This is a genomic window from Acidobacteriota bacterium, assembly GCA_016196035.1.
Lineage (GTDB): Bacteria > Acidobacteriota > Blastocatellia > RBC074 > RBC074 > JACPYM01.
Genome location: JACPYM010000116.1, coordinates 1 through 22,816, shown reverse-complemented (window position 1 = coordinate 22,816; position 22,816 = coordinate 1). Strand labels below are relative to the sequence as shown.

Sequence of the window (22,816 nt, the reverse complement as noted above, 5' to 3'; positions counted from 1 at the left end):
CACTCGGCGCTGGGTTATCTGAGCCCGGACGAATTCGCACGGGCTTATTTTCAAAGAGCGCAAACTGAACCGCGCCCTAACCAAAAAAGGATCGAGCGCTAAGAGAATTTGGTGTCCACGAAAACGTGACCACCTCAAACAGCCCAACAGCGCCGCGCTCGGCCTGCTCCCACCCAACGACAGCACCGGGCGCGGGCAAGGCTACGTCACCTACAGCGTGCAGCCGCGCGCCGACAAACCCACCGGCACCGTGATCAGCAACAAGGCTACGATCATCTTCGACACCAACGAGCCGATTGTGACCAACACCGTCACCAATACGCTCGACGCCGATGCGCCCGTGAGTGCGGTCAGCGCGTTACCCGCAGCGTCCTCAGCCACCTTTACCCTCAACTGGTCGGGCAGCGATCCGGCGAACGGTTCGGGCTTGCAGAGCTTTGACATCTGGGTAGCCGAAAACGACGGCCCGTATCAGCCCTTCCTCACCGGCACGACCGAGACGAGCGCGCAGTTCACTGGCACGAATGGCAAGCTCTACCGCTTTTACAGCACCGCGCGTGACAACGCGGGTAATGTCGAAGCCGCCCCCGCCGCGCCCGATGCGGTGACGCTGGTCGGGACAGTGACGAATCTCGCGCCCGCGTTGACGGCGCTCACGCCGGGCGGGGTGGTGGCGGGCGGCGTGGCCTTCACGCTGACGGTGAATGGCACAAACTTCGCGCCCGGTTCGGTGGTGCGGTGGAATGGCGCGGCGCGGACGACGACGTTCATCTCGCCCACGCAACCCAACGCGGCGATTCCGGCCAGTGACATTGCGGGCACGGGGGCTGTCAACATCATGGTCTTCACACCCGCGCCGGGCGGCGGCACGTCGAGCGCGTTGAGCTTCACGGTCGCGGGGCAAGCGTTGCCTGTACCGGCGCTTGCGAATCTCAGTCCGGGCTTTGCGGCTACGGGCAGCACCGGGTTCACGCTGGCGGTCACGGGCACGAACTTCGTTAGTAGTTCAAAAGTGCGCTGGAATGGCGGCGAGTTGGCGACGACCTTTGTGAGCAACTCGCAATTGCGCGCGGCGGTTACAGTGGCGGAGTTAAGCGCGGCGGGCACGGCCAGCGTGATGGTGGTTAATCCTGCGCCCGGTGGCGGTGGTTCAAATGCGGTGACCTTCGCGATTGCGCCGCAAAACGTCAACGTTTCCGCCGCCAGCTACAACGGTTCACCGCTTGCGCCCGAAGCCATCGTAGCGGCCTTTGGCTCCAATCTGGCGACGGCGACCAGGTCGGCTACGACGCAACCTTTGCCGGAGGAATTGGCGGGCACAACGGTCAGAGTGAAGGACAGCACCGGGGCTGAACGTTTCGCGCCGCTCTTTTTCGTTTCGTCCACACAGATCAATTATCAGGTGCCGCCGGGGACTGCGCCGGGTGCGGCGACCATCACGATCACCAATGGCAATGGAGCGTTATCGCTGGGGGCGGTTGAGATTGCAGCCGTCGCGCCGGGACTGTTTACGGCGAATGCGAGCGGGCGCGGCGTGCCTGCGGCTTTGGCCTTGCGCGTCAAAGCGGATGGCGCGCAGAGCTTTGAACCGGTGGCGCGGTTTGATAACACCACCAATCGTTACGTCACCGTGCCGTTGGACGTTGGCCCCGCCAGCGATCAGCTTTACTTGATCCTATATGGCACGGGCGTCCGCAATCGCAGCAGTTTGGCGGCGGTTACGGCCACGCTTGGCGGCGTCGCTGCACCTGTATCCTTTGCCGGTAAGCTTGGTGGCTTCACCGGTCTCGATCAAATCAATTTGCAGATGCCACGCAGCTTGGCTGGGCGCGGTGAAGTTGATGTGAGTGTGACCATCGAAAACAGGGCCGCCAACACTGTGCGCATTCAATTCAAGTGATGTGCGACCGCCAGCGGCTACCTAGTTATGCGATTTGCAACACGATCTTGCCGAACTGTCCGGCCTCTTCCATCCGCTGATGCGCCGCCGCCGTCTCGGCCAGCGGGAAGACCTTGTCCACCGCCGGTCGCAGCTTCTGGTCGTTGTAAAGTTGCAGCATGGCCGCAAACTCGCGCGGGCTGCCCATCGTCGAGCCGAGCAGGTTGAGTTGCTTGAAGAAAATCCGCCGCAAATCCAGCCCCGGCGCGAGGCCGTTTGTCGCGCCGAAGAAAACGATGCGGCCGGCGGGTTTGACGATCTTGACGGCGGTTTCGAGCGTGTCCGCGCCCGCGCTGTCTATGATCACATCAGGCCCGCCACCACTCAGCGCGGTGATTTCTTTGGCCCAATCCTGCGTTTTGTAATTCGCGCCGCCTTCCGCGCCCAATTCTTTGGCGCGTGCGATCTTTTCATCGCTGCCCGAAGTGACCAGCACGCGCGCCCCCAGCGCCTTGGCGATTTGCACGGCAAAGGAGGCCACGCCGCCACCCACGCCGGTGACGAGCACGGTTTCGCCCGCTTTGACTTGCGCGCGGGTCGCCACCGCGCGATAGGCCGTCAAGGCGGCCAGGGGGAGCGCGGCGGCTTCCTCAAACGACAGATGCGCCGGTTTGGCGACGACGTTTTCGGCGGGCACCTTGATGAATTCGGCGTAGGTGCCATCGTCGGGCAAACCGAGCATGCGGTAGTTCTTGCCTTGCGCCGCTTCATTCGGCCCCCAATCAAGACTGGGGTTGATGATGACTTCCTGTCCGAGCAAGGCGTTGTCAACACCGTCGCCAATTGAATGCACGAGACCCGCGCCGTCGGAGCCGAGAATGATCGGCAGTTTGATACCCGCGTATTGGCCGTGGCGAATCCACTGGTCGCGGTGGTTGAGCGCGGCGGCTTTGAGCCGGACGACGACTTCGCCCGTGCCGGGTTGCGGATCGGGCATTTCTTCCAAGAGCAGCTTTTCGGGGCCGCCCAGTTCACGCAGGACGATTGCTTTCATATCAGTGCTCGCTTTCTTGAATTTGAGATTTGAGAATCACGACAACCTCGCGCGCAACTCCGCCGGGATTTCGTGCGGCTTGCCATCTTTCACCACCACGACGGTCATCGAGCCATCAAAGGCCAACTCGGTACACGCCTCATCCGCGAACGCCTGAAACTCGTAGCGGATCGAACTGTGCCCCAGCTTGCCGACCGTCACGCGCAAGGTGAAGGGCGCATCCAGCGCCAGGATGCGATGGAACGCCGCTTCGGCGTGTTTGCGCGGGAACCCGTACTCAGAATAGTTCGACATGTTGATGCCGAGCATACGGAAGATTTCCGTTTCAGCTTCGCTGACGTAATCGAAGATGCGCGGGAAGTAGAGCCGTCCGGCGGCATCAGCATCCGCCCAACGTATGCGGCGCTGCAATTCAATCATGGGCATGCAAGTCACCTCACATCAGTTTCACGTCTTGCGCCAATTGCGCGATCACTTCATAGAAAAACTTGACGCCTTCGACAAACGCCTGCTTGCCGATGCGTTCGTCGTTGCCGTGCACGCCGCCGCCCAATTCACGCGGTGCTGCGACAAAGGGCGTGAAGCCGTAGCTGTGAATGCCCAACTCGCGAAAGTAATGGCAATCGGTGAACCCGGCCAGTACCGGGTAGGTGATGATAGCGTCGGGGTAGCGGCGTTTGGTGACTTCGGCCACCGTCGTGACCAACGCCGTATCCACCGGCGAAGCATTGGCGTCGAAGGCCAGGATCGGCTCGATCTTGATCTTGTCGTCCTTGATGACGCTTTGCAGTTCGCTGATCCAGCGCTCGAGCTTTTCGCCCGGCACGACGCGCGTGTCAATGTCGGCGTGGGCGGCGGGCGGGATAATGTTCACCTTGTTGCTGCCTTCGAGCATGGTGACCGAGATGGTGTTGCGCAGCAGGGCGTTGACGGACGGGTCGGCTTCAATCGTTTTCAGAAAGTCAGGGTCTTTGAGGGCTTCGCGCAGGTTGGCGAATTTCTCGCGCAATTGCGGCGGGCGTAGTGGCGCGCTCGATTTGAAGGCTTGTTCGACCACCGCCGTCAATTGTATCGGCGGCGTGTAATCCAAGAGCCGGTTCAAGGCGCGCACCAGCCGGTTGACTGCCGAATCGGGGCGGGGAATCGAGGCGTGCCCGGATGTTCCCGTCGCCGAAAGGCGCAACCAGGCGGGCGTCTTTTCCGATGGGCCGACACCGATGGCCAGGACTTTGCCGCTGCCGTCGGCAACATTGCCACCGCCTTCGTTGACCAGGAATTCGGCTTTGCCGAGTAACTCAGGATGATTCTTGGCGAACCAGCCCGCGCCATTTTGCCCGCCGGTTTCTTCATCGGCGGTCGCTAAGAAAATCACGTCGCGTTTCAAATGCGCCTTTGACCGGTGCAGCGTCAGCAGCGTGACGAACTCGGCCATGCCCAGCGATTTCATATCCAGCGCGCCGCGCCCGTAAAGCAGGCCGTTCTTTTCGACGCCGCTGAAGGGGTCTACCGTCCAAAATTCGCGTGAATGCGGCACGACGTCGGTGTGATTGAGCAGGATGATGGGGCGCTTGCTGCCATCGCCTTTGACGCGCGCCCACAGTGTGCCGCGCCCGGGGAAGGGTTCAAAGACTTTGTGCTCGATGCCTTCGCGCTTGCAGAGGGCGGCGAAGAAATTGGCCGCGCGCGTCTCATTGCCCGGCGGATTGGTCGTGTCGAGTTTGAGATATTGGGTGAAAAGGTCGAGCGCTTCTTGCTGAATGCCTGTCCAATCAAGTTGCGTTTGGTCGAGCCGCGTTTGGGCCGTGGCGAAGCAGGGCAGCAACGCCAGCGCAAATACTGGCAGCCAGGTTCGCACCAGGGTGCGCCGCAAAATCATGAGAGGTTCTCCACAGTTGATAGTTTCGCAGAAGAGTCCGGTGAAAAGCCGGGCCATCATACTGATTGTGCCCCAGACTGCAAAGCAAAAGCCGCCTTCGTCCACAGACGAAGGCGGCTTGCCTAACGAATTCGCAATGCCGCGACGGCGCTTGCTTCGGCGTTATTTTTTCAGCGCGATGCTGACCGAAGCGCGCGTGTTCTCCCATTCCATCTTCAGCACGCCGCCGGTACCAGACTTGTCGAGTGCCAGCACCATCTGTTCGACCGGCGCGGGTGTTTTTTCAACTTTCATATTCACCCGGCCCAGTTCCATCTTTTCGTCTTCCGGCGGATAGGGAATGCCCCATTGGCCGGTCTTTTTGTTGATGATCAGCTTCCAGCCGCCGGCGGAAGGCAGGGCGAAAAGCGTGTAGGTGCCGGCGGGGACATTCAAGCCGCCGATGACCAAATCCGCCTCGGTCGTCAGATGCGTGGCTTTATTGGCGCCCAGCCGCCAGACTTTGTCATACGGCACCAATTCGCCCATGACCTTGCGGCCCCGCGCGGAAGGTGCACCGTAATCCAGCGAAATCTTTTTGCCGCTCAGCACCAGTTCCGCCGCTTTGCGTGGGCTGGCCTGCATCGCCGTGGCGCGGCCATTGGCGAATGTGAACAGCGCGCCGCACAAGACGGCCAACGCGATTGCTCGTGAGAGCGTGGATGACATGGAAATTTTCAACGTAAATTCCTCCGTAGCCTGAAATGGTTAGTGATGTTGTTTGAGTATTGCAGAAGACCGCCGCAAGGCTAGCATCAGCTTCCAGCAAATTCAATTTAAGCCTAACGCCGGGCCGGTTGAAGCGCAGCTTGACCGTATCAGCAAGCGCGTGATACTCACTGCCGCACTCGCAATTTTCCCGTAGTTACAATTGATCGTCGGTTGTTCGACAAGCTGCCAGCTTGTCGGATGCTTGGCGGTGACATCCACTGTACATCAGCCGAGCCCTCGACAAGCTGGCAGCTTGTCGAACAACTTGGCGCATCTCCATGTTTTAGGAGTCCTGTCGCGTGAAAGCTTCCTTCTGCTGCCTTGCCGTACTTGTTGCGTTAAGCCTTTCCAGCACTGCGCAACAGCCCTTCGAGTTTTTCCCCGGCGCGAAATACGATCCCGCGATTCCGACGCTCAAACAAACCGTCGGCCACGAGTGGGGCGAACGCATCACCAGCCACGGCGAAGTCGAGCGCTATCTCGAAGCCCTGCGCAACGCCGCCCCCAAGCGCGTCAAGGTTCAGAAATACGCCGAAACCTGGGAAGGCCGCGCGCTTTACAACGTCTTCATCGGCTCGCCCGAAACCATTGCCAAACTCGAAGCCACGCGCGTGGCGATCCAAAAACTGGCTGACCCGCGCACGCTGAATCAGAACGAAGCGAATGCCTTGATTGGTTCTTTGCCCTCCATCGTCTGGCTGCTGCACGGCGTGCACGGCAATGAGATTTCGAGCACCGATGCGTCTTTGCTGACGATGTATCACTTGCTGGCGGCGCGCGGTGATGAAATCGCCGACGCCGTCGCCAAACATACGCTGGTGATTTTCGATCCGATGCAAAATCCCGATGGTCGAGATCGCTTCGTCAATTTCTTCCGGCAGAGCGTCGGACGTTGGGCGGATGCCGATCTGCAATCTTCGGAACACAACGAACCCTGGCCGAGCGGGCGCGTCAATCATTACCTCTTCGACATGAACCGTGATTGGTTCGCGCAATCGCAGCCGGAAACGCGCGGGCGGGTCAAAACCTATCTGGAATGGTTCCCGCAAGTCGTGGCCGATTTGCACGAGATGGGCACGCAGAGCAGTTACTATTTCGCGCCGCCTGCGTTGCCCTGGAATCCGAACCTGACCAAGCCGCAGTTGGAGTGGCTGACTAAATTTGGCCGCAATAATGCCAAGTGGTTCGATCAATTCCGCTTCGATTACTTCACGCGCGAAGGTTACGACTCGTTCTATCCCGGCTATGGCGAAGGCTGGCCGATGTTTCAGGGCGCGATTGGGATGACCTACGAACAGGCCAGCGTGCGCGGCTTGCTGGCGCGGCGCGATGACGAAACGACGCTGGCCTACCGTGATTCGGTGCATCATCACTTTGTCGCGGCGCTCTCGACCGTCGAGAACGCCGCCAAAAATCGCGCGGAGTTGCTGCGCTACTTTTACGAATACCGCAAGAGCGCCATCGAGGAAGGCCAACGCGAAGCGCTCAAGGAATTCATCATCACGCCCGGCAACGATCCCAGCCGCGCGGCTCGACTGGCGGCGACACTGATGCAATGCGGCATCGAAGTGAAGCAGGCCGTGCAAGGTTTCAGCAATGCCAAGACGCGCGATTACAGCGATGATGCAACGCAGTCACGCGAATTCCCGGCAGGCAGTTACATTGTCTCGCTCGCGCAACCGGCCAAGCGTTTGGCGAAAACCTTGCTGGATCGGCACACCGAGCAAGACAAAGAATTTCTGGACGAACAGAAAGTGCGCAACCGCCAGCGCCAGTCTGACGAATTTTATGATGTGACCGCCTGGTCGTTGCCGCTGCTTTACGACGTGCCGTGTTTTATGGCCGAGCAAGCCTCGAACGTCACGGCGGCGCGCTTAAAGGAATTGCCCAAGCCGCCGGGCAAACTGCGTGGCGGGCCAGCCAAACTGGCGTATTTGATTCCCTGGGGCACGCAAGCCGCCGCCGCCGCCCTGGCCGATCTGTTTCAACAAAACATACGCGTACACACGACCGACAAACCGTCCAAACTGAACGGCGTGGATTTTCCGCCCGGCACCTTGATCGTCAAGCTCAACGACAACCCGGCTGATTTGCACGAACGAATTGCCAAGCTGGCCGAAACCCACGGCGTGGATGTTTATCCGACCGATTCGTCGTGGGTGGAGGTCGGTTCGAACTTCGGCAGCGCGAACGTCAAATACCTGCCGAAGCCGCGCATCGCGCTCGGTTACAACACGCCGACCAATCCCAATTCGACCGGCTGGACGCGCTATTTGATCGAACAGCGTTACGGCTATCCCGTCACGACCCTGCGCGGCGAACAACTGCGCCAGGCCGATTTGAGCAAATACAACGTGCTGATTTTGCCGAATTCGTTTGGTCTGGGCAGCGTGCTCAGCGACGGCGTCAAGCTGCGCGAATGGGTGCAACAGGGCGGCACGCTGATCGCGTTCGGCGGTTCATCGGCGTGGCTGGCGGATGAAAAAGTCGGCCTGTTGCCGAGCAAGTTGGAGAAGCGCGACAAACCCGCCGCCGCCAAAGATCAAGCGGGCGACCAGAGCAAAGATGCAAAGAAAGACGCTGCGGCAATCACGACAACGCAGCCGCCCGCACCGGCCAAAGACACCGCGAATCCTGTGGACAAAGCCATCGAACCTGCTGAAGAACAGCCCAGCGGCACGCCCGGCGCTATCGTGCGCGTGAACATCAATCGCGCGCATTGGCTGGGCTTTGGTTACGGCGACACGACGACCGTGCTGGTGGATAGCAACCGCATCTTCTCGCTGGTCAAACTGGATCGCGGGACGAATGTGGGCGTGTATGCGCCGGATGACAAGTTCTTTGTCAGCGGCTTTATGTTCGAGGATGCGCGCAAGCAATTACCCAACAAGGCGTTTTTGATGCACGTGCCCACCGGGCGCGGCCACGTGATCGCCTTTGCCGAAGACCCCAATTACCGCGCCTTTCTGGAGGGCTTGAACGTGATGTTTTTCAACGCTGTGTTTTTTGGGCCGGGGCATTGACCAGGACACATTGAGATGAAGTTTGTCTATTTGGCTAGCTTGTGGTTGGTGCTGATGGTGGGGCAAGTGTTAGCGCAAATCCCGGCGGCCTCACCGTCGCCGACGCCAGCACCCGGAAAGGCGCAGGCAAAGCCCACGTTGGCGTCGTTGGCGCGTTGGTTTGAAGTGCAGACCGCGACGATCACGCCGCGTTACCGCTGGGTCGAGAACAGCGCCAGGCTGACCACCAGCAATCACGCGCAGTATCAGGACTCGTTCAAAGGCCGGTTGAAATTCGATGCGCGAGGCCGTTACAGCCTCAACGCGGGCGTATTCAGCGGCGCGGGGTTCACGCAAAGCTGGGACGACACGGGGTGGGGCACGGGGCACGCCACCAGCAACCTGTATCTGAAACAACTCTACTTTTCCGCGCAACCGGTCAAAGGCGTCGAGTTGCAAATCGGCGGGTTGTATTTCAATCGCGGTGAATCCACTGAGATCACCACCTATGACAACGACGGTTATCTGGTCGGCGAACGGCTCAGTTTGAAACGCCCGCGCCAGTTGTTCTTTGACGAAGTGGCGGTCACCTATGCGTATTTGGGTGACCTGACGCGCGCCAATCTGAACAAGCGCTATCACCGGTTGCAGCAGTCGAATTATCATCAGTTTCTGGTGAGCAAGAGCCTGGGCAAACGCGCCGCCGTGTCAGTGGATTACAGCTTTCACAACGGCGTCGAAACTTTGCGCGAGGCAGTCAAGCTCAACACGCCGGAACTGAAAGTGCTCGATGCGGTGCGCTGGGAGAATTACGAGCGTCTGGACGTAAACCGTGCTTATGGCTTTGCGCTGACCGGCGAAAAGAAAGCGGGCGCGCAATTGACGCTGACGGGCGGCTACGGGCACATTGACCGCCGCTACGACGGCCTGAACGCCGACCGGTTCAATCGCGGTCACCGACTGTTTACGCTGGTGAGTTACGCGCTCAGCCCTGAATTCACGGTTTCGACGTTTCTGGCGCGGGCCGTGGGCAATGATTATGCCTTGCCGAACCGGACGCGCTTTGAAGTGCTGTGCAGCTTCAATCTGTTGAAAGGGCTGCAACGCGCTGGAATTTTGTAGCTGGAGCTTGCGTTGAATTTCTAAAAGCAGGCATTCATGAGGGTCTTGATGAAATCTCTCTTGCGTGAATTGACTTTTCCACTGATCGCGGTCATCGCGGCGTTTTTCATCGGCGGGCTGGTCGTGTTGGCTATCGGCGACAATCCACTCAATGTGTACCGCTTGATGCTCTCGTCGGCGTTCGGCTTTTATGACGCGCTGGGCAATTTTACCTACGACAATTGGGGCTACACGCTCTTTAACGCCACGCCGCTGATCTTCACGGGCCTGGCAGTGGCGCTGGCCTTCAAATGCGGCTTGCTCAACATCGGCGCCGAAGGGCAGTTGTATGTCGGCGCGTTTGCCGCCGCCTGGGTCGGCCTCACCTTCGCCAAATTGCCGGGCGTGGTGCTGGTGTTGCTGGCGATGCTGGCGGCGGCGTTGATGGGCGCGGTCTGGGGCGCGATCCCGGGTTTGCTCAAAGCCAGGTTCGGTTCGCACGAAGTCATCAACACGATCATGATGAATTTCATCGCGGTCGGGCTGATCAGCTATCTGACGCAGCGCTATTACAAAGCGCCGGGCGATCCGATTATGGAATCGGGGCCGATTGCCCCGCAGGCGCACATCGCCCGCGTGCATGCGCTCTTGCCATCTTTCCCGGAACGCATTCCGCTGAACCTCGCCTTTCTGCTGGCCTTGCTGGCGGCGTTTTTGGTCTGGCTGTTTTTGTGGCGGACGAAGTGGGGCTTCGAGATTCGCGCGGTTGGGTCGAATCCGTTGGCGGCGGAATACGGCGGCATCAGCGTGCCGCGTCAGATCGTGCTGGCGATGGCGCTCTCAGGCGCGCTGGCCGGGATGGTCGGCATCAACGAAGTGCTGGGTTATCGCTATCGTTACTATCACGACTTTTCGCCGGGCTACGGCTTCACCGGCATCGCGGTGGCGTTGCTGGGCCGCAATCATCCGGTCGGCATCGTGCTGGCGGCGATCCTGTTCGGCGCGCTGATTCGCGGCGGCCTTTTCGTAGACATCTTCACCGACAAAGTCTCGAAAGACCTGGTGCAGGTGCTGCAAGCGATCATCATTTTGCTGGTGGCGATGGAAGCGCTCTTTCGCAGCGGCTTGAAACAATGGCTCCCTGCCTGGGCGCATAAAAGTTAGGAGGTGTAATGTCCGACATCTTCAAGAAACTCAATTTGAAAGATCAGACCGAAATCGCCTTGCTCAACGCCCCGGCCAGTTTCGAGCCGGAGTTGGCCGCGCTTAAAAGTGTCAACGTCCTGCGCGAACTGAAGGCCGTCAAAACGCTGAGCTTTGCGCTGGCCTTTGTCACCAAACAGGCTGAGGTAGACAAGCTGGCTGCCGCGCTGGATAAACGTGCGCAGGGCGATGCCGTGGTTTGGTTTGCCTATCCGAAAGGCAGCTCGAAGAAATACAAATGCGAATTCAACCGCGACAGCGGCTGGGCTGCGCTGGGCGCGTTGGGTTTTGAACCCGTGCGCATGGTGGCAATTGATGAAGATTGGTCGGCCCTGCGCTTCCGCCACGCCGATTTCATCAAGACGATGCGGCGCGAAGAGAAACACGCGCTTTCCGCCAAAGGCAAAGCCCGGACGGCAAAGTCCTAAACACCAAGCCCGAACTGCTATGCTCAAAAACATTCTCAATTACACGCTGATTGCTTCCACCTTGCGCCTGTCCACGCCGCTGATTCTGGCGGCGCTGGGCGGCCTGTATGCCGAACGCAGCGGCGTCATCAACATCGCCCTCGAAGGCATGATGCTGGCCGGGGCGTTCACTGCCGCCACCGTGACCATCTATTCCCACAGTCCGTGGATTGGCCTGCTGGCGGCGGCGTTGGCGGGCGTGCTGGTGGCCGCGCTGCACGCCGTCGCGACGATCAATTACAAAGCCGATCAGGTCGTCAGCGGCACCGCGATCAACATCCTGTTCCTCGGCGTGCCTGCGCTGCTTTCCGGCGCGCTGTTTGATTCAACCGGCGCGACGCCGCAATTGCCCAAAGACCAAGTCCTGCCCGATGTGACGCTGTTTAACTCGGCAAGTTCACCGATGCTGGCCTCGGTGTTCAATCAAAAGCCGCTCGTCTATCTGGCCTTCATTATGGTGGGCGTGACGTTTTATGTGCTGTACCACACGCGCTTTGGCTTGCGGCTGCGTGCGGTGGGCGAGAATCCCGAAGCCGCCGATACCGCCGGGGTCAGCGTGCGGCGGATGCGTTATGCCGGGGTGTTGATTTCGGGGGCGTTGGCGGCGCTGGGCGGCGCGTATCTTTCCATCGGACAAAACTCGTTGTTCACGCGCAATATGACGGCGGGGCGCGGCTTCATCGCGCTGGCGGCGCTGATTTTCGGCAAATGGGATCCGGTCGGCGCGCTGCTGGCCTGCCTGTTATTCGGCTTGGCCGAAGCCGTGGCCATTCGCATGCAGGGCACGGTCAACATTCCAAATCAATTCATCCAGTTGATCCCCTACGTGCTGACGATGGTCGCGCTGGCGGGCTTGGTGCGGCGCGCGTCGCCGCCCAAAGCGTTGGGTGTGGCGTATGCCAAAGAGTAGCTGTGGGTTTGGTTAGCGAAACGCTGACCAGCCCGCTTTCATTTCGGCTTTCCTTCCGCGACTGCCAAAGCCTTTTGCCAGGCTGAGCCACAGAGGCAGCGCGGTTCTCTTCAGGAGCAAAACATCATGCAAAACAGAAACAAATCATTGGGTCTTCGCCAGTCACAGCCGGTTTGGCTGCTCTGCGCCAGCGGGTTGATCCTGGCGCTGGTTGGGTCTTGGCTGTTGGGCCGCACAGGGTTGGCCAAGCAAGGATTGGAAGTGAGCGCCAACGCCAAAGCTGCGGCCAGGCAATCGGCGCAGACCGCCGCGCAAAAAGCGGCCCGCCGACGTACCGCCGCGCGCGCGCCGCAGAAAGCCGCCGTGGCCGCCGCGACGGCGCAAGGACTGGTCGTGACGCCGCTGGGCACCAAATTGCCCGCCACGCTGGCCCAGGCGATTTTGGGCAGCGGCGTGACCGTCAGCAATGTGCAATATCGTGGCAACGCGATTTCGGCGGGCACCTTTACCGGCGGGGCCAACAGCATCGGGTTTGACAGCGGCATCGTGCTCGGCAACGGCGATGTGCGTTTGGTGCCGGGGCCGAATCGTTTTGACGATGTGACGGCGGAAAACAATTTGGGCGGTGACAGCGATTTGAGCGCCTTGGTGCCCGGCTTCCCGCTGTTTGATGCGACGGTGCTGGAATTTGATTTCGTGCCGAGTTCCAGCACACTGCTGTTCCAATACGTGTTTACCTCCGAAGAATATAACGAATTCGCCAACGACGATTTCAATGACGTGTTCGGCTTTTTCGTCAATGGCCGCAACGTCGCGCTCATCCCTGGCACGAATGTCGCCGTGGCGATCAACAACGTGAATGGCGGCAATCCGCTGGGAACGAACGCGCAGCGCCCGCAGTTTTACATCAACAACGATTTGAATGACGGCGGCGGCAGCATCAATACCGAAATGGACGGGCTGACCATCGTCCTGTCGGTGCAGGCCAACGTGACGCCGGGCCAGGTCAACCACCTCAAACTCGCCATCGCGGACGGCGGCGATGCCTCGCTCGACTCGAACGTTTTCATCAAAGCGACCAGCGTGACCACGAATTTCAACCCGGAATTGACCGGGCTGGAAGTCACGCAGGTCGTGCAAGACCTCGCCAACAGCGTGGCGCTGATTCAAGACAAGCCGACCGTCGTGCGCGCCCACGTGCGCAGTTCGCAAGGCGACATCAGCGGCGTCAACGCCAGCCTCATCGGCACGCGCCTCGAAACAAGTGGCACGCGCACCGTTTTGGGTGAATTGCGGCCCAGTAATAACGGTCAAAGCATCCGCGTCTTGCAAAGCCCGCAGCGTGAACGCCTGGACGACAGTTTTTATTTTGAATTGCCGAGCGTCTGGCGGCGCGGGCGGGTCGAACTGGAATTTCGCGGCGCGAACCAAACGTTTCAATGTCGCGAACCGGACGCCACCGCCGATTGCAAAACACAGGTGACGTTTGAAGCCGCGCCCGCGCCCAGCGTCAATCTCGTCGGTTTGGTCTGGCGCAAAGACGGCCTGCGTTCGTCGCCCGCGCTGCGCGATCTGCATGCGGCGGCGCGGCAAATCGAAGCGCTCTATCCGATTCCGCGTTTGAACTGGGCTGCGCCTTACAACATCGAGCCGGCTTTCCTGGCCGCGCCACCTTCGACCGCGCCGGAATTTTTACGGCTTAACACGATGCTGAGCATTACGAAACTGCTCGATGGCTGCATCGGCGCTCCCTTCGGTTCGTGTCGCCGGTATTATCTGGGCACGTTGCTTGAACCAAGCGGCGGCATCAGCGGCGTCATCGGCTTGGCTTCCGGTATCCCAGGCGAAGTCGCGAGCGGCTATTTGCGGCGCGACCTCACGCTGTCGCACGAATTCGGTCACAACGCCGGACGCTTTCACGTCAATTACACCGGCGAAGAAGCAGGCCCCGATCAAAATTACCAACCGCCTGATGGCACGCTCAGTTTGGATAAAAGCGAGCGTGGCTTCTTTGGTTACAGCACGCTTGAGACAGGCGTTCCGCAACCGCTCCCCACGCGCGTTTATCAACCCTCGGTGGCGGACCTGATGAGTTACGGGTTCCCCAACTGGGTTTCGCCCTACACCTATTTGGGCATCAAGAGCTTTTACGCCGCGCGTTATGGCACAGCGGCGCTGGCGGAAGAAAACCGCACGGAAGCGGTCGTACTACAACCCGGCCAGCCCGCCGTGATCGTCAGCGGCACCAGCACGCCAAATGGCAACGGGCAAGCGTCCGGCCAGTTGGGCGCGCTTTACCAATTCATGTCCAACACGACGGCGAGCATGCCCAACAGCGGCTCGCATTCGGTTCAAATTCAAAACGCGCAAGGGCAGGAAGTGGCGAGTTTCAAATTCACGCCCGATCAATCTTCCGAAGGCAAGACGGCGAGCTTTGCCTTGCTGTTGCCCTGGCCGCAAAACGCCGCGCGCGTGATGCTGATGCAAGGCACGCAGGTGCTCGACACAAAGCAGGCTTCGGCGAATATGCCGACCGTCAATGTGACTTTCCCGAATGGCGGCGAGGTGCTCAATGACGCGCGCACGACATTGCGTTGGACGGCCAGCGATGCCGACAACAATCCGCTGACTTACGCCGTGCAACTCAGCCGCGATGCGGGCGCAAGCTGGCAAACTATCGCCGCCGAATTGACGACGACGGAACTGGACGTGGATTTAGACCGCTTGGCGGGCGGCAATCAGGCGCTGGTGCGCGTCCTGGCGACGGATGGCTTTTTCACCGTGCAGGATCAATCGAATGCCCCTTTCAACCTGGCCAAGCACGCGCCACAGCCTTTGATTCAAGCGCCCGACACCGACCGCCTCTACGTCAGCGATCAAACCATCGTGTTGGAAGGTCGCGCCTATGACAACGAAGACGGTTTGCTGGCGGACGACCGCTTGAGTTGGTCATCCGATTTGAATGGCGCGTTGGGCACGGGCGGCTCGCTGGCGGTCAAAGCTTCAGATTTGGCGGAAGGCACGCACACGATCACGCTGACTGCTCGTGATGCCGACAATCAAACGGGGACAGCGAATATCAAGCTGCGCATCTTGCGCAATCGCCCGGCGATACCCGCGAAGATTGCCGCCGCGCCAGGCAGGCTGAACTTCCAGGTAGCCGCGGGCGGCCAGTCCGCCACGCCGCAGAGCTTGGCGATTCGTAACGACGGCGACGGCACGATCAACTGGCAAGCCAAGTCCGATCAGCCGTGGTTGCGGCTGGCCTTTGGGACCGGCATCACGCCGGCCAATTTGCCGATCACCGTCAATCCCGCTGGGCTGGCACTGGGCAAGTATACGGGGCTGATCACGGTGACTTCGCCCGATGTGCCGAATACGCAGCAGGTCGTGGAAGTCGCGCTGGTCGTCAACACCAACAACTCACAACCGGGCGCAGACGTTGCAGTGACGATGACGGCGACGCCTCCCACGGTTACGGCGACAGGACAGGTGACCTACAATTTGACGGTGGTCAATGGCGGCCCGGGCGTCGCCACGGATGTCATCTTGACCGATGCCTTGCCGTCCGCGCTCACCTTCGCTTCGTGCGCGGCCAGCAACGGCGGCACCTGCAACGGCAGCGGCAATACGCGCACGATCCGCTTTACCACCTTGGCGGCGGGCGCTTCAGCCACGGCCACGCTGACGGCGGCGGTCAATTGCGCGGGCGCGACCAGCAGCACCATCAACAACACCGTGACGCTGGCGACCGGATCGCTTGATCCGAATGCGGCGAACAACACGGCGAGCGCGGCGGTGTCGCTGCCGCCCCCACAACTCAAAGCCACGCTCGAAGGCAATGCTGCGGCCTTTGAATTTGGCCCTGTCGCGGCGGCGCGCGAGACCAATCCCAATCCGCCCGCGCGCCTCATCACGCTGGAAAACACCGGCTGCCAGCCGCTCACCGTCAACTTCGGCTTCAAACGCACTGGCCCCGAAGTAACCAGCGGCAAAGTCACTGACGCCGATGACAGCGCCACATTCCAACTGCGCCTCATCAACGCCAACGGCAGCGAAACGCCAGTCACCACGGCGCAAATTTCCGGCGGCCAGCCGCAACGCTTCCGCGTGCTGTTCAATCCGCTGATCCCCGCGCCAGCCGGGCGCGTGACGAATCTGTTCGCCTCCCAAGTCATCCCGGATGTCGTCAATTCCTCGCTGACCATTACGCCGAATGCGGGTACGGCGCTCAATGTGCCGCTCACAGGCCGCGTGACAACGGAAGTGAAACTCATCAATCCGCTGGCCCCGCGCCTCGCGCCCCTGGTTGTGTTAGCCAAGACGGCGGAGGATGAATTCTCGGTCGAGTTCTCGACGCACGATGCCAACCTGGACATTTACCACGTGACCTATCAATTCCTGAACGTCGGCGATGTGCCGGTAGGCGATGCGCCGGGCTTCGATCTGGCGGCGGACATCGCCGCGCAAAACGTTCTCAAGGGCCAAAGCTTCACTGTCGTCAAACGCTTTGCCGGTGCGTCGCGGCGACCCGAAGTCACCAAGGTGCGCGTGACGCTTTACGACCAATTAGGCAGCGTAGTGGCAACCTCACCGCCCATCGGCACGCAAAACGGGCGCGTCGTCAACGTTTCGGCGGCGAGTTTCAACGCGCTGGCGCTCGCCCCCGGTGGCATTGTGGCAGCCTTTGGCGAACGGCTGGCGACGGCCACGCGCTCTGCCGACACGACGCCCTTGCCGTTGACGCTGGCCGGGACGCGCGTCTTCGTGACGGACAGCCACCTGGTCGAACGGGCCGCGCCGTTGTTTTTCGTCGCGCCCAGTCAGGTGAATTATCAACTGCCACCGGGCACGGCGGCAGGCCCCGCGACCGTGACGATTGTGACAGGCGACGGCGCCATCGCACTCGGCACCGTGACCGTCTCGCCCGTTGCACCCGCGTTATTCACCGCGAATGCCAACGGGCTGGGCGTGCCGACGGGCCTGGTGTTGCGCGTGCGTGCTGACGGCGCGCAATTCTATGAACCCCTCGCGCAACTCGACCCCGCGACGCGGCGTTACGTGCCCCTGCCGATCAAACTGGGCAGCGAACGCGATCAGGTCTTCTTAGTCCTGTTCGGCACCGGCTGGCAAAATCAAAGCGGCCTGGCTGGCGTCACCGCGAAAGCCCAGCCCCTCGGCGCGCCAGTGAATAACGCCGTTGATCTGCCGGTACTGTATGCCGGCAAGCAGGGCGGTCTGGTCGGCGTAGATCAAATCAATCTGCGCCTGCCTCACACGCTGGCCGGACGCGGCGAGGTCGAAATCACCGTGACGATGGCAGGCCGACCCGCGAATGTAGTGCGGGTGTTGTTGCGTTGAGGCGGTTGGTAAACCTGCAAAATAGAAAGGGTCGCGAGACCAGTTCTCGTGACCCTTTTCGGTTTTATCAATTGCTTTCCAGCCTGCAAACCTACGATTCCGCGCTAGCGTAGACAAGCTGTGGCTCTCTGCCTACACTGTGACCCCGTTGCCCCAAACCAGCGAAGCCAGATGGTCAGCCGCTTTGCCCGCTAGCCTAGATCGGTTTTCACTTCGGTGTAAGGTAAAAGCCGCGCAACGGGACAGTACCGCGCGCGTCAGCAAGCGGCGCGTCAAGTCTGGCGGACTGGAGTAGCGGCGCAGTCTCCGCTTGCTGACGCGCGCGGTACTGTCCCGGCGTTACGCGCCCTTACCGTACACGCAATTGAAATCCGACCTAAGTTTTGGAGGCTGGGCAAACGTCCCAACAAATTGAGCCTGAATAAGCGAACCGGATATGGAGCAACTGCAAATCTTTATCAGCTATGCCAGCGAAGATCGCGTAAAGGTCCGCGACCTTCATCAGCGTTTGACGGCGCAGGGCTACAAACCCTGGCTGGACGACGAAGACTTGTTGCCGGGGCAGGATTTCAAACTGGTGATCGAAGGGGCCTTGACCAGTTCCGATTTCATCATCATCTGTTTGTCGCAAACGTCGGTGGCGAAACGCAGCTTCATCCAACATGAGTTCAAGCTCGCGTTGGAGAAGCGGCGTGAGATGCGGCCCGATGACATCTTTGTTATTCCGGCGCGGCTGGAGGACTGCGAGTTTCCAGCGGAATTGAAGCATCTGCATTGCGTCAATCTGTTTGAAGAGCGTGGTTGGGAGAAGCTTTTCAAAGCGCTTGAGATAGAGAGTGCGCGGCGTGGCGAACCCAAAACGGTTAAGTCGGTAACTCTTCCAACCGTCGCTACTCCGCTGCCAAAGCCCACGCCATCCGCGCCAGTCGTGAAGCCTGGGCAACTCGGTACACCCACGCGCAGCTTCGATTTCGTCACGGCGCGCGTGGATGAGCATGGACGCATCATCGAGCGGGTTAATGCTCAAGTCGCCGGTTTTGAGGAAGACCTGGGCCACGGCGTGCATTTGCAGATGATCGAAATCCCGGCGGGCACTTTCCGTATGGGTTCGACCGATGCTGAAGTCGAAGCCGCTTTTGCCGATGCCCAGCGTTACCGCAAAGACCCCAAGCGTGAATGGTACGAGTGGGAAACGCCGCGCCATCGTGTGGCTGTGCCGGACTTTTGGATGAGCCGTTATCAGGTGACGCAGGAGCAGTGGTGGGCCGTGGCGCGCTTGCCGAAAGTGAAGCTGGAATTGCCGCCGGAACCGTCAGCGTTCGAGGGCGACAAATTGCCGGTCGAGCAGGTGAGTTGGGAGGAAGCAGTCGAGTTTTGCCAGCGGTTGGAACGGCAATTCAAACGCACTTATCGTTTGCCAAGCGAGGCTGAGTGGGAATACGGCTGCCGTGCGGGCAGCACGACGCCGTTTGCCTTTGGCCCGACAATTACGCCGGAGTTGGTCAATTACGATGGCAATTATCCCTACGGCGAAGCAGCGAAGGGCGAGTACCGGCAACAGACTGTGCCGGTGGGCAGCTTGGGCATGGCGAATGCATTTGGCCTTTACGATATGCACGGCAATGTGTGGGAATGGTGCGCGGATGTCTGGCACAAGAGCTATCAAGACGCGCCGATTGATGGCTCAGCTTGGTTGAGTGGTGGGGACTCAAGTAGCCAAGTGCTGCGGGGCGGTTCGTGGATCTACGATGGGAGGCTCTGTCGCTCTGCCAACCGTGGCAATAATGCGCCTGGCTATCGCAGCAACGATCACGGTTTTCGTGTTGTGGTTTCGTCGAGGACTTCGTAACCCACTGCCCTTTTTACCTTTGGATCGGGTTGCAATTGCGTGGACGAGGAGAATGCGCCAGGACAGTACCGCGCGCGTGAGCAAGCGGCGCGTCAAGTCAGGCGGATTGGTACAAGGGCAGAGCCTCCGCTTGCTCACGCGCGCGGTACTGCCCCGCAGTTCCCGCACACTGTAGTGACAGCCGATACCGGTTGATTGTGAAGTTCAACTATGCGCGGCAAGCGGTATTCATCAAACACGTGCTGACCCACGCGGAATATGATCGAGAGAGGTGGAAAGATGACTGCTAAATTCAGCCCGAAACGGTATGCGGATTTACTGGCCGATACGTTGCCGCAAATCATCGAGAGCGAAGCTGAATACGAACGGTTGTTGGCGGTCGTTGAGCCGATGATGAGCCGTGAAGCCAGTCTGTCGCCGGAGGAGGCGAAGCTCTTCGATTTGCTCGTGAAGCTGATTCAAGATTATGAGGATGCGCATTATCCGATTGAGCCAGCGCCGCCGCATCAAGTCTTGCAACACTTGCTGGAAGCGCGCGGGTTGCAGCAAGAAGTCTTGACGCCGCTATTCGGATCGCGCGCGCGTGCGGCTGAAGTCCTCAATGGGGTGCGCGCCATCAGCAAAACACAGGCTCAAAAGCTGGCCGACTTCTTTCATGTCTCGCCCGAACTTTTTGTCTGAGCGAGTAGTGAAGATTATGGAATGCTGCGCACCAATCCTGTGTGTGTGCGCTAACTCGAACAAGGAGGCAAATTATAATGCGATGGCGTGTGGCGTTGGAATACGATCAAGCAACAGGCGACTGGGCGGCTTGGTGTCCTGAGTTGCCGGGCTGCGCTTCGGCGGGGTTGACCGAGGCCGAGGCGTTGGAAAATATCCGCGAAGCGATTGAGCTTTACCTGCAACCTGACCAACTCGAATTGGCCGCAGGCACCGTGTTGCAGGAGGTCTTTGTCTGCTGAGTGACCGAATGCGCCGGATGACCGCGCGTGAGGTCGAGAGTCTGTTGACGCAATACGGCTTTCGTTTGATCTCGCAAAAGGGCAGTCATCGCAAATGGCGGAATGCGCAATCAGGCCTGCAAGTGATCGTGCCGGAGCATCGCGGGCGTGTCTTGCCCCTTGGCACTTTGCGCAGCATTCTCAAAGGGGCTGAAATTCCCGAAGCTGAGTGGAAAGAGTAAACTCCGCTTCGCCGCCTGCCGCTCCCGCCGATTTCTCGCCTACGGTTAATAACTCATCCCACCGTGTGGTGTAACGCGCTGACCGCAATTCGCTGCGCATCTTCCACTGTGCTTCCTGCTTCGGCACGCCGAAGTGCACAGCGTCCTGCCCAAATTTGGCGTTGACCTCGTCCAGCGCCTGCATCAACCGCCGTTCGCGTTCGTGGCGTTCGTGCCCCCAGAGACGCAGCGGCAAGGCTGCTGCCGCCGATAAATCCATCAGCATCACCCCCGCTTTGGCGTAGCGGTGACCCGGTTCGTAAATCTGTTGCAACCCTTCCATTGCGGCTTTCAGCATTTCCGGTGTGGTATCAGTTTTGGGCGCGAGCGGCAAGGTGATTGAGCCGTTGTAGCGGTCGGTTTCGTCCTGGTCGCGGTAGTAGCTGGTGCGCAGGTAGACCGTGACGTGACCTGCGACCTGGCCGCCACGGCGCAACTTTTCGGCGGCGCGAATTGTGTGGTGCGTGACGGCGGCGGCCAGATTGTCGTAGTCGTAGATGGCTTGGCCGAAGGAGCGCGAGACGATAATCATCTTGCGCGGGCGTCCGCCGCCGGATTCGATGGGCGAACAGGGAATGCCGCGCAGTTCAAAGACGGTGCGCATGCCGACGACGTTCAGCACGCGTTTCAGATCGTCGTCGCCGCCGTCGCGCAGATGCTTGGCGGTGACGTAGCCGCGCCCCAACAGGCGTTTGCTCAGCTTACGGCCCATGCCCCAGATTTCGTCAATCGGCATGCGTTCGAGCGCCACATCCAGATGCGGCGAATCGAAGAGATTGAGCACGCCGCGCGTTTTGGCGGATTGCTTGGCGTGGTGCGCGGCAACTTTGGCAAGCGTTTTGGTCGTGGCGATGCCGATGGAGACGGGAATGCCGATGTCGCGTTGGATGCGGGCGCGGATGGCGCGGCCAAGCTGCTCAAGTTCAGCGGCGGCGTTGGCCTGCAATTCGATAAAGGCTTCGTCAATCGAGTAATACTCGGCCAGGGGCGAATATTCTTGCAGGATGGCGAACATGCGCCGCGACAGATCGCCATAGAGCGCGTAGTTGCTGGAGAACACTGTGACGTTGTGCAATTCGAAGAGGTCTCGCGCCTTGAAGGCGGGTTCAGCCATGCGAATGCCGAGGGCTTTGGCCTCATTGCTGCGCGAGACGATGCAGCCATCATTGTTGGACAGGACGACGACCGGTTTGTCGCGCAGATCGGGGCGGAAGAGGCGTTCGCAAGAGACGTAGAAATTGTTGGCGTCCACGAGGGCGATGGCGGAATGCATTGCGGCTGCGGGGGGCGGTACAGGGAGTGGTAGCAACCTGGTGTTTGCGGCTTGTGCATCTGCGAAGATGCCAGGTCGCTACCGCTCCCTGTACTGCATTGAGCATTAATGTTCCCGGAGCGATTGGACGACACGGCCCCAGATCACGACCTCATCGCCGGTCTTGGGCGTGAAGTCGGGATAATTGGGGTTGGCGGAACGAAAGACCGGGGTGGCTTTGGATTTGTCGAGCCGCTTGACCAAAAACTGTTCGTTGATCGAGACGACCACGATGTGGCCGTGGCGCGTTTCTTCGGCGCGATCCACGACGAGCAGGTCGCGGTCAAAAATCCCCGCGTCGATCATCGAATTGCCATTGGCGCGCACGCAAAAACTTTGCGTTGGATGCCGCGTGACTTGCTGTTGCAAGGGCAGCCACTCGGCATTGTCGTTAAACGCCGGCGCGGGCATACCGGCATTCACCGGGCCGAAGAAGGGCAGGCCCGGCAGATTGAGTGCGTCACGTTGCTGCGCCAGAAACTCATCCGTGCTGGTTTGCAGCCAATCACAGATGTGCACCAGCGTTTTGACGCTCGGCGTATGCTCGCCTGTGGCGATGCGCCAAAGCGTCGAAGCGCCGATGCCGATTTGCCGGGCGGCAGCGCGCAGCACCAGTTTGGCGTCGGCGGCAGCTTCGCCATTGCCATTCAGCTTTTGCTGGACAGCCTGGCTCAGCCTTTTTAGATTGATGGTCGGTTTGTTCATCTTGTACTCCTATGATGAGTTGTCTACTCCGAGGTGGTTGTTAGCCCTCGGCGAGGACGAAATGGGGGAAGTCTGCGAACACCCATTTGTTCTTCAGCGTCCGGTAGATCACCCCCAGGAACTTG

General features: G+C 60.0%; 18 protein-coding genes. 12 read left to right on the top strand and 6 right to left on the bottom strand.

Annotation, left to right across the window (positions count from 1 at the left end; genetic code table 11):
• Positions 1-217 precede the first annotated feature (217 nt).
• Entirely contained in the window at positions 218-1,900 is a 1,683-nt protein-coding gene (locus HY011_32665) for a hypothetical protein (protein ID MBI3427701.1), read from the top strand.
• Positions 1,901-1,925: 25 nt separating this feature from the next.
• Here the strand turns inward: HY011_32665 and HY011_32660 are convergent, their stop codons facing one another.
• From HY011_32660 to HY011_32645, 4 genes are all read right to left on the bottom strand, one after another.
• Positions 1,926-2,933 carry a zinc-binding dehydrogenase gene (locus tag HY011_32660; GenBank protein MBI3427700.1) on the bottom strand — a complete coding sequence of 336 codons (1,008 nt, stop codon included), beginning with the start codon at positions 2,931-2,933 and terminating at the stop codon, positions 1,926-1,928.
• Positions 2,934-2,969: 36 nt separating this feature from the next.
• Positions 2,970-3,359: an acyl-CoA thioesterase gene (locus HY011_32655; protein ID MBI3427699.1), complete on the bottom strand. Its 390-nt coding sequence runs from the start codon at positions 3,357-3,359 to the stop codon at positions 2,970-2,972.
• A 10-nt stretch (positions 3,360-3,369) separates the two neighbouring features.
• Positions 3,370-4,809 carry a M20/M25/M40 family metallo-hydrolase gene (locus tag HY011_32650; GenBank protein ID MBI3427698.1) on the bottom strand — a complete coding sequence of 480 codons (1,440 nt, stop codon included), beginning with the start codon at positions 4,807-4,809 and terminating at the stop codon, positions 3,370-3,372.
• Positions 4,810-4,971: 162 nt separating this feature from the next.
• Complete coding sequence (locus tag HY011_32645) at positions 4,972-5,529, bottom strand: DUF2911 domain-containing protein (GenBank protein ID MBI3427697.1); 558 nt, start codon at positions 5,527-5,529, stop codon at positions 4,972-4,974.
• A gap of 329 nt (positions 5,530-5,858) precedes the next feature.
• On the opposite strand from HY011_32645, the gene HY011_32640 reads away from it, so the two are divergent.
• From HY011_32640 to HY011_32590, 11 genes are all read left to right on the top strand, one after another.
• On the top strand, positions 5,859-8,582 hold the full coding sequence (locus HY011_32640; protein ID MBI3427696.1) for a peptidase M14: 2,724 nt from the start codon (positions 5,859-5,861) through the stop codon (positions 8,580-8,582).
• 15 nt (positions 8,583-8,597) lie between these two features.
• A complete protein-coding gene (locus HY011_32635) occupies positions 8,598-9,683 on the top strand; it encodes a hypothetical protein (GenBank protein MBI3427695.1) in 1,086 nt (361 codons plus the stop codon).
• Positions 9,684-9,731: 48 nt separating this feature from the next.
• On the top strand, positions 9,732-10,826 hold the full coding sequence (locus HY011_32630) for an ABC transporter permease (protein MBI3427694.1): 1,095 nt from the start codon (positions 9,732-9,734) through the stop codon (positions 10,824-10,826).
• Positions 10,827-10,834: 8 nt separating this feature from the next.
• Positions 10,835-11,293, top strand: coding sequence for a hypothetical protein (locus HY011_32625; protein MBI3427693.1), 459 nt, complete (start codon positions 10,835-10,837; stop codon positions 11,291-11,293).
• A gap of 19 nt (positions 11,294-11,312) precedes the next feature.
• Complete coding sequence (locus HY011_32620) at positions 11,313-12,242, top strand: ABC transporter permease (protein MBI3427692.1); 930 nt, start codon at positions 11,313-11,315, stop codon at positions 12,240-12,242.
• Positions 12,243-12,368: 126 nt separating this feature from the next.
• Positions 12,369-17,603 (top strand): choice-of-anchor L domain-containing protein, encoded by a 5,235-nt coding sequence (locus HY011_32615; GenBank protein ID MBI3427691.1) that lies wholly within the window; start codon positions 12,369-12,371, stop codon positions 17,601-17,603.
• Positions 17,604-18,039: 436 nt separating this feature from the next.
• On the top strand, positions 18,040-19,452 hold the full coding sequence (locus HY011_32610) for an SUMF1/EgtB/PvdO family nonheme iron enzyme (GenBank protein ID MBI3427690.1): 1,413 nt from the start codon (positions 18,040-18,042) through the stop codon (positions 19,450-19,452).
• Between the two features lie 191 nt (positions 19,453-19,643).
• A complete protein-coding gene (locus HY011_32605; GenBank protein MBI3427689.1) occupies positions 19,644-19,742 on the top strand; it encodes a type II toxin-antitoxin system HigB family toxin in 99 nt (32 codons plus the stop codon).
• Positions 19,732-20,133: a transcriptional regulator gene (locus HY011_32600; protein ID MBI3427688.1), complete on the top strand. Its 402-nt coding sequence runs from the start codon at positions 19,732-19,734 to the stop codon at positions 20,131-20,133. The genes HY011_32605 and HY011_32600 overlap by 11 nt, the downstream gene beginning before the upstream one ends.
• A 77-nt stretch (positions 20,134-20,210) precedes the next feature.
• Positions 20,211-20,414: a type II toxin-antitoxin system HicB family antitoxin gene (locus tag HY011_32595; protein ID MBI3427687.1), complete on the top strand. Its 204-nt coding sequence runs from the start codon at positions 20,211-20,213 to the stop codon at positions 20,412-20,414.
• Positions 20,415-20,431: 17 nt separating this feature from the next.
• Positions 20,432-20,635, top strand: coding sequence for a type II toxin-antitoxin system HicA family toxin (locus tag HY011_32590; GenBank protein ID MBI3427686.1), 204 nt, complete (start codon positions 20,432-20,434; stop codon positions 20,633-20,635).
• Here HY011_32590 and HY011_32585 read toward each other — a convergent pair.
• Together HY011_32585 and HY011_32580 are read right to left on the bottom strand one after the other, a co-directional pair.
• Positions 20,595-21,947 (bottom strand): Y-family DNA polymerase, encoded by a 1,353-nt coding sequence (locus HY011_32585; GenBank protein MBI3427685.1) that lies wholly within the window; start codon positions 21,945-21,947, stop codon positions 20,595-20,597. The genes HY011_32590 and HY011_32585 overlap by 41 nt on opposite strands.
• A 105-nt stretch (positions 21,948-22,052) precedes the next feature.
• Positions 22,053-22,691 (bottom strand): hypothetical protein, encoded by a 639-nt coding sequence (locus HY011_32580; GenBank protein MBI3427684.1) that lies wholly within the window; start codon positions 22,689-22,691, stop codon positions 22,053-22,055.
• Between the last annotated feature and the right edge of the window lie 125 nt (positions 22,692-22,816).